The sequence below is a fragment of the Cohnella yongneupensis genome, from assembly GCF_042655785.1.
Classification (GTDB): domain Bacteria; phylum Bacillota; class Bacilli; order Paenibacillales; family Paenibacillaceae; genus Cohnella; species Cohnella yongneupensis.
This window is the reverse complement of the sequence record NZ_JBHSNC010000024.1, coordinates 290,494-303,093: the sequence shown is the minus strand read 5'-3', so window position 1 is coordinate 303,093 and position 12,600 is coordinate 290,494. Positions and strand designations below refer to the sequence as shown.

Below are 12,600 nucleotides of genomic sequence, written 5' to 3'. Positions count from 1 at the left end.
GCCATGTACCATAAAACAACGCCGTATCGCATTTTCAGCGTAATCAACACGACTCTGCTGCTCATTCTCGCGCTTATGTGCATCGTGCCGCTCGTCCACGTGTTAGCCGTCTCGTTCAGCGCCAAAGCGGCCGCGGACGCGAACATCGTCGGCCTGTGGCCGGTTCATTTCACGGTTGAAGCGTACAAGAAGACGATCGATAATCCGATCTTCCTCGGTTCGCTATGGGTCGCGGTCAAGCGGACGCTGATCGGCACGTTCATTATTTTGTTCGTTGCCAGTCTTGCCGCTTACGCCTTATCGAAAGAAAACAATCAGTTCAAAGGCCGCTCCGTATACGCGTGGCTATTCGTCTTCACGATGATTTTCAACGGGGGCCTTATTCCGTTCTATATCGTCATTCAGAAGCTGCACCTGATGGACTCGTTCTGGGTGCTCGTGCTTCCGGGCGCGGTCAACGTGTGGCTGACGATACTGCTCATGAACTTCTTCCGCGGTATTCCGAAGGAGCTGGAAGAGGCAGCTAACATTGACGGCGCGAGTCAGTTCGGCATCCTGTTCAGAATTTACTTGCCGTTGTCGCTTCCGGCGCTTGCGACGCTCGGACTGTTCGCGATGGTGTGGCACTGGAACTCTTGGTTCGACGGCTTGCTGTATATTAGCCATAAGGAAGATTATCCGCTGGCGACGTATTTGCAGACGGTTATCATCTCGCGCGACTTCAGCTCGCTTAGCTTCAGTAAAGCAGAGTTCGACTTGCTGTCTCAGAAGACGCTTAACTCGGCGCAAATTTTCATCGGAGCGATGCCGATCCTGATCATCTATCCGTTCTTGCAGAAGTTCTTCGTTAAAGGACTGGTCATCGGATCGGTGAAGGAGTGAGGACAACAAGATGACACGCGAATGGCTAAAAGGAATGGACATCTCGTTCGTCGACGAAATCGAATCGGCGGGCGGAGCGTTTTACGAGAACGGCGAGCGACGCGACGTGCTCGATATTATGCGCGATAACGGCGTCAACTCGATCCGTCTGCGGATATGGAACGAGCCGGTGGGCGGCTTCTGCAACTTGGAGCGCACTGTCTTGATGGCTAAGCGGATCAAAGAGAAGGGGCTTCACTTCCTGCTCGACTTCCATTACTCGGATAAGTGGGCCGACCCGGCAAACCAATGGAAGCCGAAAGCTTGGGAAGGCTTGTACTTAGAAGGGCTATGCGACGCGGTACATGGGTATACGTCTGTCGTGCTGGACGCGCTCGGAGTGGCGGGGGCGCTGCCCGACATGGTGCAAGTCGGCAACGAAATTACGCCCGGCATGCTGTGGGGCGACGGCCGCGTGGACGGGGAGCACGATACGGATGCCCAGTGGGAAGCTTTCACTTCTCTGGTGAAGGCGGGCGTATCGGCGGTGCGGGCTCGCGCACCTGCCGCCGAGGTCATGATTCATATCGACCGGGGCGGAGATTGGGCTACGACGCGCAAGTTTTTCGACCGGTTCGAGCTGCACGGGGTCGATTTCGACGTCATCGGACAATCCTACTATCCTTGGTGGCATGGAACGCTCGCGGATTTGAAGTTGAACTTGGACAATACGGCGCGGGCGTACGGCAAACCGATCTACGTCGTAGAGACGGCGTATCCTTGGACGATTGAACCGGTGGAAGGGCGTGCGTTCATCTTCGAGCGAGAAGACCAGCTGCATGCCGGTTATCCGGCGACGGTTGAGGGACAAGCGGCGTATTTGCGCGACTTCCTCGAGATTATCCGCGGCGTGCCGGACGGACTCGGCGCAGGCTTCCACTGGTGGGAACCCGCTTGGATTCCTTCGAAGCCGGACTGGTCGGTCGGGCATCCGAACAATTGGTCGAATCTGACGTTGTTCGATTTCGAGGGGAATAAGCTCGCCTCGATGGAAGTTTTGAAAGAGTAGTAGATTCGTCCGCTCGTTTCGTGGAATATGATCAGAACCTTTGTCGAATGTACCGCTTCGCGTTTGCTAGTATGATATTCTGAATCTACTAGATTTGCGAGGATCGGAGCGATGCGTGTGCACGAGGATCAAACGATGTTGGAAACGGTAGCATTGGCGGAACCGGAGGTCGCGGTTCCCGCGGAACGAACGGACGCGATCGACGCGCTCAGCGAAGATGCCGGGAGGCGGCTGATCGAGCAAGCTTTTCATTATTGGGAGCAGACGGTGCACGATTTGCAACGAGATCTGAAGGAGCTTAGGGGACGCATCGACCAACTGGAGCGCATGCATGAAGACCCGCAGCCGGTTAAGCTGACGCTGTCTGAAGACGCGCAACCGCAGTTGCAGCAGGAAGGCCGTCTATCCCGCGCGGATCGTCATCGGAAGTCGCGCTGGTTCTAGGCGAATGTTGGCATAAGGAATGAGCAGCTCGCCCTTGCGGGGCGGGCTTTTTTTATTGCTTTTGAACGGTATACCCTTCGCTCAGGATCGCAGACAAAATAACGACGAATCGATAGTTATTTGGAGCGAAACCCGGCTTCTTAAACGAATAACAACAATACGACTGTTATTTCAGGGAGAAAGTCCCGCTAGGCGGGTTTCCGTCCGAAATAACTGCGCATTGTTGTTATTTTTTAGCTTTGCTAGATTGTTGATTGAAATAACTGCGAATGGTTGTTATTCAGCCCGTTGTGTGGCCCGATGCCATTCTATCCCGCTATTCCGCGCCGGCAGCCGCTTCTTGGAGCAGCTTCTTGGCGGCGGCATTGTAGACGGCGCGATTGTCCCACAGAAAGGCTACGACGCCCGCTTGCTCCTCGAAGAAAGTCTCTTCCTCGTCGTGATAATTCGCGCCGAGCCCATGGATGCTGTACCGGCCGCCGTCGCCGTACTTCATAAGCGTCCATTGACCGCCGCGAGCGCGGTCCTCGAATACCACATAAAATTTGCTTCCGGCCGCGTCCCAGCTTGCGATCGATTCGAAGTTGTCCAAGATGGACGTAATGTCGCTTTTTTTCTTGATTTGCATAGGTTGGTTACACTCCTCTTCTACTCTATTGGTTTACTCTCCCAGTTCCATATTAGCGAATAGAGGACGCAGAAGGTGTCGACCGCTGTCGCGAGCTTAACAACGTCATAAAAAATCCCGCATTGCGCGGGATCTTGGATGGGTTTGGTTAGTCGAAGCTGGTTAGCGACATCGTATTTTTCTTCGCGTCGTAAAGATAGGAACGAAGAAGGCTGCCTTGTTCGGTGCGGTAAACATCGATGCGGTATTGGGCGTTAAAGAATTGCGCGATCACCGCGCGTTCATTGTCCGCTACATCCAGTATTTTCGTCTTTTGTTTTCCGTCCGTTTTGATTTTATAGAGATCGCTGTCCGAATAATAGAGCCAGCCGTCTTGGACGAACCCCATCGCGAATCGCAACGAAGTATCCTTCGTGACGTTCGAGGCAATGGAGGCTAGTTTCGTTCCGTCTTTCGCGGCTTTGTACATATTGTTGGGCGTCCCCCAGAAATAGAACGAATCGTTGTCCATCGTCAGGGTGCCGTAGGCTATTTTTTCGTTCGTCTTAGATAAGCTTTTTTTGCCAGAACCGTCGAGTTTGGCCTTATAGAAGACGTTATCCGCAACGTAATAAATGCTGTCGTTCTCGAAATACGGCGGGCCGAAGTCGATCGTGCTTAAGTAGCGGAGGTTGTTCCAGTTTTTCATAACCGCGGATGGCACGCGAACGGCGCTTTTGCCGAAATCGTAAAATCGGGCGATTACGGTTTCCGTTTTGCCGCTCTTCACGTTCTTTCGCAGCAAGGGGATCGTGCTGCCCTGGCGCGAGGCATCATGATAATAGATCCAGTCGCCCGACAGATAGTCCAATTTAAGGCGTTCAAAGACGGTTTTTGCTTGGATCAGTATAGCTTCCTTGGTTCCGTCCGCTTTCATTCGTTTAACTTGCATCGGTTCATTCCATTTCCGCTCGTAAAAGTAAATCCAATCGCCGACCGTACGATCCATGGTTTTGCCCTGCGATAGCACGCGGTTGGCGACCACGCTGTTCGTGCCGTATACGTTGAGACCGTTAACGAACCCGTCTACCGATTGTGCGATTAGACTTTTCGGCTTCATCTCGTAGTAGGTCAGATCGTCATAGAAATAAAGGGCGTCGTTCTGGACGTTAATGCTCGCATAGTTGAAAAGCTCGTTCAGCGACCGGAGCCGAATTTCAGATTTCGGTAAAGGGACGCGCGTGGGAGCATCCATCGTCCCGGGATAAATTTTGCTGTCCGTGAACGGGCTCTTGCCCCATATGTACATCGTTTGGTTCGCCGTTATGGCGTAAGAATGCGTATAACCCGCATCGAACGATACGACGTTCGAGAGTCCGGGAACGCGCTTAGGCGAGATCGGATCGATAACGTCGGAATCTTCAAAGCCGAGAAGGCTTTGTCTAGGCTGCTCCCATGACCATAACGTTCCTTGTTTATCCAAAGCAAGTCCGCGTCCGTCGCCGGCGGAAATCGCCGTAATGTCATTAAGCCCTGGAATCGGGATCAATCTACCGCCTTTGATGTTCCATACGGTGCCGTCTTTTTTCAAAACCAACGAAAAGTTGGCTTCCGAAGATACGGCAACGGCATCGGTAACTCCTTCGACTCGATACATGTCGATTTCGTCGTCGTAACTATCGTAAGAGCCGTACCAAAGCGTGCCATCCTTCATCGTAGCCTTAAACCCGTTGCTATCTACACTAATCGTAGTCGGATGGTAACCCTTGAGGGGGTGAGGCGAATAGAGCTTCGGCGCGCCCCAAAACCATAGGGTGTCGTCCTCGTCCACTGCAACCGATGAATAGAGTCCGGCCGCTATATCCCGAATGCGGGATAACCCCGGTACGAGCACCGGATTACCGTTCTCTACCCGATTGCCTTGGCCTAGCTCGCCTTGGGTGTTGCAGCCCCATGCGTATACTTCCCCGGAGTCGGACAGGGCAAGAATATGGGAGTAACCGGAGTCCACTTTTGCGATAGGCTGCAGTCCTTGTACTTTGACGTAGTCATCCCTATGCAACACACCCCAACAGCTCGGGGTTTCGGCCGTCCATATGGAACCGTCCGCGGTCTTCACGACGGTTAGCGTATCGAGCCCGCCGGAAGCCTGCGCCGCCCCAACATTATTCGAACCTGCCCCGGATACAGGTGGAATAGTAGAAACCAGCTGGATGAAGGTAATGAGCAGTAACGCGAGCAGCAATGCTTTTCTCATGTTAAATGGACCATCCTCTTCTAGTTACATAGGAGCTAGTTTCCATATTTCGGCATTATCGAGAGAAGTCCTTCTTTTTTCGCCATACGGATTCCTCGTTGGTTTTCCGACGGGGATTTGTTATGCTGTCAAAAAATACGCATCCGGTCTGGAAGGAGTGAACGGCGTGGCATCCGATTTCGCGAGAGGCACGTTCGGTTTTCGGTTTACGATGCCCGAGCCTATGGCGATGTGCAATTTGTTCGCGGTCGGACGGGACGAAGTGCGGGACACGGGTTACCGATGGGACGGATTGACCAGAACGGACGGCCCTTTGTTGTTGTTCCAATATACGTTAGACGGGGAAGGCTTGTTCGAGCTGGGGACGTCGACTTATCGGATCGGAGCGGGTCAGGCAATCATGGCTGAAATTCCCGGAGATCACCGTTACTATTTTCCCGAGGGAGGGGATCGTTGGTCGTTCCTATTCATGCTCATGCGGCCGGCGCTTATTCTACCGAATTGGGAGGACGCCAAACGTCGGTTGGGCGAAGCGCCTTATTTGCCGCCTGCGAGCCGCCCTATTCGGCTGCTTCGCGACATATGGAACGAAGCGGACGGCGGCCGAATAACGGAAGCCTTTACGGCTTCTTCCTATGTGTATCAGTTCGTGTCCGAGCTTTGCCGATTCGCGGCGATTCCGCAGGGAGAACGGGGCGAATGGCCGGAGAAAGTACGACTTGCGGCGGAATATTTGGATGCCAACTACCAAAGCGCGATCAGCCTGGATCTGCTATCGGATCGGCTAGGACTGTCCAAATACCATTTGTTAAGGGTATTTCAGTCTGCGGTCGGGGCTACGCCAAGCGATTACGTTAACCGTGTCCGGATAGAACACGCGATTCGGCTGCTCAGGCAAACGGATCTGAGCGTGGAGCGTATCGCCGAACAGATCGGCTATTCCGGAGGTAGCTACTTCATCAAGGTGTTTCGGAAAATGACGGGAAGGACGCCCGGGAGCTTCCGTTCCGGAGAGGGGCAGATGATGTACAATCGGATATTTTTCGATTAGCGTGATTGGACCGCAATATTGTGCTATGTATCGCCCAAGATTACTATAGCAACGCGATTGTTCCGGATCGTAATATGAAGACGAAGTGCAATCGACTTCACTATTCGAATACTGGAGGTACGACATGCGGCATCACGATTATGCGCCGACGCCCCCGATGGGCTGGAATAGCTGGGATTGTTACGGCGCGACCGTAAAGGAAGAGGAAGTTCGCGGCAACGCCGATTATATGGCGGCGCATCTTAAGGAGCACGGATGGGAGTACGTCGTCGTCGATATTCAATGGTACGAGCCCGGCGCCGTCTCCGATCTTTACCGTCCTTTCGTCCGGCTGGAGACGGATGGCTACTCGCGTCTCGTTCCCGCGGTGAACCGCTTCCCGTCGGCGAAGGACGGCAGAGGGTTCAAGCCGCTGTCGGATTACGTGCACGGTCTTGGATTGAAGTTCGGCATACATATTATGCGCGGCATTCCTAGACAAGCGGTCCATGACAATACGCCTATTAAAGGGACGAACGTTACGGCGCGCGACATCGCGCATACGCACTCCTTTTGCGGATGGAACACGGACATGTACGGCGTTGACGCGAGCAAGCCGGGCGCGCAGGAATTCTACGATTCACTGTTCGAGCTTTACGCCGAATGGGGCGTCGATTACATCAAAGTGGACGACATCGCGGATTCTTGGCTGCACGGCGGTACGCATCTCGCGGAGATCGAACTGATCCGCAAGGCGATCGACCGCGCCGGCCGACCGATGGTGCTGAGCTTATCGCCGGGACCGGCGCCTGTGAAGCATGCCGATTTCTTCGAAACCCATGCCAACCTGTGGCGGATTACCGATGATTTCTGGGATCGTTGGCCGCTCCTGCTCGATATGTTCGACCGATGCGAGCAGTGGGAAGGACGGCCGAAGCCGGGCTGCTGGCCGGATTGCGATATGTTGCCGCTCGGTCGAATTTGCGTACGCCACTCCCAACCGGATCATAGGACGAACTTTACGCGCGACGAGCAGCTGACGATGATGACGCTGTGGACGATTTTCCGCTCGCCGCTTATGTTCGGTGGAGAGATGCGCGACAACGACGAGTGGACGTTATCGCTCCTAACGAACCGGGACGTGCTGCATATGCATCGATATAGCTTCGGTGCCCGTCTAGTAAGTCGTATCGGGAACAAGGTCGTTTGGACGGCCGAAGGACCGGACGGCGAACGATACGTCGCCTTGTTCAACACAGGCGAGGAGACAGACGACGTGTCCGTATCGCTTGCCGACCTAGGAATGAATGATGGGGGTAGCGCCAAGGAGCTTTGGACGGGCGTGGCAACCGGGTTGCTTCGGGACGAATTAAGCAGGGCGATCCCACCGCATGGCACGGCGTTGTTCAAGTTGACCGTGGATTGACCTGATTTACCTAAAGCCTAATGATAGATCATCAAGCTGCCGTCAATTGACGGCAGCTTTTCCTTTGGTACAGAGAATGAGATACCTATAACTCGTCAGGTAATTACAAGGCGATCGGCAGGTTGTTGCTGCCTCTTGAAACCTTTAATGTTTTTCCTATGGAACGAAGAAGTTGGGACTATCTATTTCTTATCGCAATGAACGTAACAACTCGGCTTGGAGGGAACGCGGTGTCCGCAGTGCAAGGAAGACGAAGGGAAGCAAGCGGCAATACGATTCTGCAGGCGACAGGCATTAAACGGGTGTTCGGCAAAGGCAATGCCGCCGTCACCGCGTTGGCTGACATCCATCTGGATATTCCGGCAGGTTCGATGGTAGCGCTTAAGGGCAGATCAGGCTCCGGCAAGACGACGCTGCTCAATATACTTAGCTCGCTTGATGAACCGACGGAAGGCAAGGTTGTATTCCGCGGCAGGGAGATTACTGGATTATCTAGCGCGGAACGCAATGCGCTGCGCCGCAAGGAGATCGGACTGGTGTTTCAGTCCTTCGGCTTAGTTCCGTTAATGTCCGCTTACGAGAACGTAGAATTCGGGATGCGAATCGCGGGCAAGTCGCTCAAAGACAACCGCGAGGCCGTGGAGCGGGCGCTCGAGAGAGTCGGCATGCGAGAGAGAATGAAGCATCGGCCGACGGAGCTGTCCGGAGGCGAGCAGCAGCGCGTGGCGATCGCCCGCGCGATCGTACACGAACCGGATCTGCTGATCGCGGACGAACCGACCGCCGAGTTGGACAGTAGGATGGGACTTCAGGTAATGCGCGTATTCCGGGAGCTCGTGCAGCATTCCGGCATGACGGTCGTAATGACTACGCACGACCCCGGCATTATGGAGCTAGTCGATCACGTAATTGCATTGGAGGATGGAAAAATTGCATCGTACACGTCCAACGAATCACCGCTTGTCTAAACTCGTTCCCCGCGCGGCGGGAATAGCCGTTCTACTGGCCGCGTCGATGGCGGTTGCCGGCTGCTCGCTGCTGCCCGACGAGGAGACGCTGAAGCCGCCGCTGATCCAACCGGCGCAGGAGCAATTCGACGCCGTGGTTGCGGCTATGGGGAGCATTCAAACGTCTCTGAAAGGCAACGCGACCTTCGTATCCGCGAAAGTCGAGACGCTCTCGTTCAAGGGTAACGGCGGACGACTGAAATCTATTAACGTAAAGCTCGGCGATCAGGTGAAGGCCGGAGACTTGCTGGCGGAGCTGGAGACAGGCGATCTGGATCTTCAGCTTAAGCTGCAACGGCTCAATGTGGAGCGAGCGGAGCTCCTATATAAACAAGCCCGATTGTCAGGAGCGAATGAAACCGATCTGCGTCTCCGCGAAATCGACCTTGAGCGGGAGAACATTTCGTATGGATCGATGGAGGACCGACTTTCGCAAGCTCAGCTGTACGCGCCGATCAGCGGGACCGTTATTTTCGTCGACTCGCTCAAAACAGGAGACGGGGTCAACACCTACCAATCCATTATCACGATCGCCGATCCATCGAGCATGCAGCTTTCGTACGCGGCCGGGAATGCGAAGGATTTGTCTTCCGTGGAAGTCGGAATGCCAATCAGCTTGAAGTATAGGGGCAAAGACTATACAGGCAAAGTACTGCAGTCACCATCCAGCGCGCCTGCAACCGACGATAAAGCGAAAGCCGAGAAGAACGAGACGACAATCATTCTGAGTATGGATAACCAGCCTGAAGGCGTCCATGTCGGCGATGTCGCGGAAGTGACGATCGAGCTCCAGAAGCGGGAAAATGTCATTGTCCTTCCGCGTTCGGCTGTCCGTACTTATATGGGCCGATTCTATGTACAGGTCGCAGAAGGCGAGCGCCGCAAGGAAGTCGACGTCGAGGTAGGGTTGACGACGCCGACTCAGGTAGAGATCGTTCAAGGGCTCAAGGAAGGCCAGAATGTTATCCTGAACAATTAACGAACTATGAGTGCTCAGATGTCGGGAGCAAGGATGAGGTGTACGTATGGCCTTATGGACGATGATCCTTCGCAAGATGGCCAATAACAAATGGCTGCAGCTGAACCTATGGTTCGGGCTTACCGTATGCGTGGCCCTGTTCAGCTCCATGCCGCTTTACTCAGATGCCATTATGCAACGGACGCTGATTAAAGAGCTTCAACAGATGCAGACTGAAAGCGCCGTTTATCCGGGCTTCATCCGGGTCAGCACGTCCAATTCTTCATCGATGATGGACAAGAAGACGGTAGAGACGATCGAGCGGGCCGACCAGTTCGCTAGGTCCATTCCGGGCCGAATGGGGCTGGATGCGCTATCGTTCTACCAACAGCGGTTCACGCAGCTAATGAAGGTATACGGCGCCGACGCTTCGGAGCTCGAGAAGAAGCAGCAGAAGACGGCAGGCGCCATCAAATCGTTATCCGGTATGGAAAATCGCGTGCATCTGATCGATGGTCGGATGCCGGTCGACCGTACGGACGGCATCTTCGAAGCGCTTGTTACGCAGGACTTTCTGTTAAAAGCGAAGCGAGATCTCGGAGAAGAGCTGGTCGCGGAAACGACGGACGGCAAACAAGATAAATTCCGCGTCATTCCGGTCGGCATTATCGAAACGGATCCGAAGGCCGATCCGTATTTGCCTTATTTGACGAATGAGGACAGCGACGGCTTCCTGATCCCGTTCACGCAGTTTGAACGGGAGTTCATGAAAGGCGGCAAGACGAGAGTAGCCGAAATGGAATGGCGCTACGCCTTGAACTACGAACAGATGAAGGTGGGCAGCGTTGACCAATATATCCAAGCGGACAAAGACATCCGCCGTTATTTCAAAGGGCGGGTCGGCGTTGCAGAGTTCGAAATTCCATCGAGCATGACCATTAGTTCCTTCCAAGGGAAGCAGAGCAAGCTTGACGTTATGCTGCTGTCTCTCTATTGTCCCGTCATGCTGATGCTGGCTTTCTACTTATACATGGCCGCTAATTTGATTATCGAAAGGCAGAAGACGGATATTTCCGTTCTCCGCAGCCGCGGTGCCAGCCGTCTGCAGATTATGACCGCCTATACGATGGAGAGTCTGCTTCTCGGATTAGGCGCGCTGGCTGTCGGGCCGTTCCTTGGCGTTCAATTCACGAAGGGACTTGGCGCCGCGAACGGCTTCCTGGAGTTTGTCAACCGGTCGGCGCTGCCGGTCAGCTTGACCAGCAGTGCCTATAAGGTAGCGGCAATCGCGGTGTGCGGCGCAATCGTACTGATTCTGATCCCGGCTTTCCTTGCTACAAGAGTCAGCATCGTCGGCCAGAAGCAGCAGATGGCGCGGTTAACGAAGATGTCGTTCTGGCACAAATCAGGGCTTGATATTATCCTTGTCAGCTTGGCTGTGTATCTCTTGCACAACTTCAACAATCGTCAGGAGGATCTGAAGCGGCTGGCGCTTGACTCCGACGCGCTTCAGGTCGATCCGCTGTTGTTCCTGATGCCGGCCTTATTCGCGCTCGGCGGCGGATTGTTGGTGCTGCGGGTATATCCATGGTTCATACGCCTCGTCTTTTGGGCTGGCCGCCGATGGTGGTCGCCGGCGCTTTACCACACCTTGATTCAAATCAGCCGTTCGTCAGGGCAGTATTTAACCATCAAGGTGTTTCTGATCATGACCGTCGCGACCGGCCTTTTCAGCGCGAATGCGGCAAGAACGATCAATGACAACATGGAGAGCAAAATCAAGTACGCCGTTGGCAGCGAGATTGCGCTGACGACTAGGTGGGAGAACGATGCGCCTTTGCCGTCGACATTCAACCAAGGGCAACCGAGTCAGACGGATGCAGCGGTTTCTACCGAAGCGAAGAGAGTCCAGTACACGGAACCGCCGTTCGAGCCTTACCAGAAGTTGGAAGGGGTAGAGACGGCCGCCAAAGTGTTCAAGAAGGAAAAAGCTCGATTCAGTACAAAGAATACTTCCGGCAGTACGACGTTGTTCGGAATCGATACGATGTCTTTCGGGAAAACGGCGTGGATGAAGAACGGATTGCTCGATTACCACATCAACAGCTATTTAAATCTGATTGCGCCCGATCCGAAGGCCGTGCTCATCTCGCGCTCGCTCGCCGATACGGCCAAGGTTAAGCCAGGCGATCCGATTCGAGTTTCTTGGGACGGTCTCGACCAATCGCAGTTCACCGTCTACGGAATTATCGATTACTGGCCGAGCTGGAATCCGCTCCCGTCAGCCTCTGACGGGAATGACGAGAAGACGGAGCAACCGAAGTTGATCGTCGGCCATCTGGCCACGATTCAGAACCGGCTGGCCGTCGAACCGTACGAGGTATGGCTGAAGCTGAAGGACGGAGTCTCTAACCAGATGATCTATGATCAGCTGACGGAGAACAAGCTGCCGGTTACAGGATTCCGCGACGCGAAGCAGCAACTGGTCGAGTCTAAGAACGATCCGTTCCGGATGGCGATCAACGGCGTAATGACGCTTGGATTCGTAATCTCTATGCTGATCAGCTTCTTCGGCTTCCTCCTATTCTGGGTGCTGACCCTGTCCGGACGGACGCTGCAATACGGCGTGCTGCGTGCGATGGGCATACCGTTCATACAGATTATCGGCATGCTCATAAGCGAGCAATTGCTCACTTCCGGCGCTGCAGTCGTAATCGGCGTCATTATCGGTAATCTGATCAGCGAGATGTTCGTTCCTCTGTTCGAAATGTCATTCTCGACGCTGGATCAGGTGCCGCCGTTCGTTATTGTGAAACAGCTTAGCGATTACGTGCAGCTGTACAGCATCGTCGGCATTATGCTGACGATCGGACTGCTCATTCTCGGCTACCGCCTCTCGCGGATCCGGATCTCGCAGGCGCTGAAGCTGGGAGAGGAGTAA

10 protein-coding genes are annotated in these 12,600 nt (G+C 54.2%); 8 read left to right on the top strand and 2 right to left on the bottom strand.

The features are described 5' to 3' along the window. The first annotated feature begins 3 nt into the window (after positions 1–3). The 3 genes from ACFPQ4_RS08520 (at position 4) to ACFPQ4_RS08510 (ending at position 2,374) form a co-directional block, all read left to right on the top strand. Positions 4–882, top strand: coding sequence for a carbohydrate ABC transporter permease (locus tag ACFPQ4_RS08520; RefSeq protein WP_378111363.1), 879 nt, complete (start codon positions 4–6; stop codon positions 880–882). A 10-nt stretch (positions 883–892) separates the two neighbouring features. Then, on the top strand, positions 893–1,930 hold the full coding sequence (locus ACFPQ4_RS08515) for a glycoside hydrolase family 53 protein (RefSeq protein WP_378111362.1): 1,038 nt from the start codon (positions 893–895) through the stop codon (positions 1,928–1,930). 135 nt (positions 1,931–2,065) lie between these two features. After that, on the top strand, positions 2,066–2,374 hold the full coding sequence (locus tag ACFPQ4_RS08510; RefSeq protein WP_378111361.1) for a hypothetical protein: 309 nt from the start codon (positions 2,066–2,068) through the stop codon (positions 2,372–2,374). A 316-nt stretch (positions 2,375–2,690) separates the two neighbouring features. Here the strand turns inward: ACFPQ4_RS08510 and ACFPQ4_RS08505 are convergent, their stop codons facing one another. Continuing rightward, complete coding sequence (locus ACFPQ4_RS08505) at positions 2,691–3,002, bottom strand: hypothetical protein (protein WP_378111360.1); 312 nt, start codon at positions 3,000–3,002, stop codon at positions 2,691–2,693. Positions 3,003–3,150: 148 nt separating this feature from the next. Beyond that, on the bottom strand, positions 3,151–5,238 hold the full coding sequence (locus tag ACFPQ4_RS08500) for a DUF5050 domain-containing protein (protein WP_378111359.1): 2,088 nt from the start codon (positions 5,236–5,238) through the stop codon (positions 3,151–3,153). Positions 5,239–5,404: 166 nt separating this feature from the next. On the opposite strand from ACFPQ4_RS08500, the gene ACFPQ4_RS08495 reads away from it, so the two are divergent. From ACFPQ4_RS08495 to ACFPQ4_RS08475, 5 genes are all read left to right on the top strand, one after another. Beyond that, positions 5,405–6,289, top strand: a complete 885-nt coding sequence (locus ACFPQ4_RS08495; protein WP_378111358.1) for a helix-turn-helix transcriptional regulator — start codon at positions 5,405–5,407, stop codon at positions 6,287–6,289. A 124-nt stretch (positions 6,290–6,413) separates the two neighbouring features. Then, positions 6,414–7,694, top strand: a complete 1,281-nt coding sequence (locus tag ACFPQ4_RS08490; RefSeq protein ID WP_378111356.1) for a glycoside hydrolase family 27 protein — start codon at positions 6,414–6,416, stop codon at positions 7,692–7,694. Positions 7,695–7,924: 230 nt separating this feature from the next. Continuing rightward, positions 7,925–8,662, top strand: coding sequence for an ABC transporter ATP-binding protein (locus tag ACFPQ4_RS08485; protein WP_378111355.1), 738 nt, complete (start codon positions 7,925–7,927; stop codon positions 8,660–8,662). After that, a complete protein-coding gene (locus tag ACFPQ4_RS08480; protein WP_378111354.1) occupies positions 8,625–9,680 on the top strand; it encodes an efflux RND transporter periplasmic adaptor subunit in 1,056 nt (351 codons plus the stop codon). The genes ACFPQ4_RS08485 and ACFPQ4_RS08480 overlap by 38 nt, the downstream gene beginning before the upstream one ends. 46 nt (positions 9,681–9,726) lie before the next feature. Further along, complete coding sequence (locus ACFPQ4_RS08475) at positions 9,727–12,600, top strand: ABC transporter permease (RefSeq protein ID WP_378111353.1); 2,874 nt, start codon at positions 9,727–9,729, stop codon at positions 12,598–12,600.

Bases quoted from the DNA above. Each gene is read 5' to 3' on its own strand.
- ACFPQ4_RS08515 (WP_378111362.1), top strand. From the start codon at position 893: ATGACACGCGAATGGCTAAAAGGAATGGACATCTCGTTCGTCGACGAA.
- ACFPQ4_RS08520 (WP_378111363.1), top strand. From the start codon at position 4: ATGTACCATAAAACAACGCCGTATCGCATTTTCAGCGTAATCAACACG.
- ACFPQ4_RS08475 (WP_378111353.1), top strand. From the start codon at position 9,727: ATGGCCTTATGGACGATGATCCTTCGCAAGATGGCCAATAACAAATGG.
- ACFPQ4_RS08490 (WP_378111356.1), top strand. From the start codon at position 6,414: ATGCGGCATCACGATTATGCGCCGACGCCCCCGATGGGCTGGAATAGC.
- ACFPQ4_RS08505 (WP_378111360.1), bottom strand. From the start codon at position 3,002: ATGCAAATCAAGAAAAAAAGCGACATTACGTCCATCTTGGACAACTTC.
- ACFPQ4_RS08500 (WP_378111359.1), bottom strand. From the start codon at position 5,238: ATGAGAAAAGCATTGCTGCTCGCGTTACTGCTCATTACCTTCATCCAG.
- ACFPQ4_RS08510 (WP_378111361.1), top strand. From the start codon at position 2,066: ATGTTGGAAACGGTAGCATTGGCGGAACCGGAGGTCGCGGTTCCCGCG.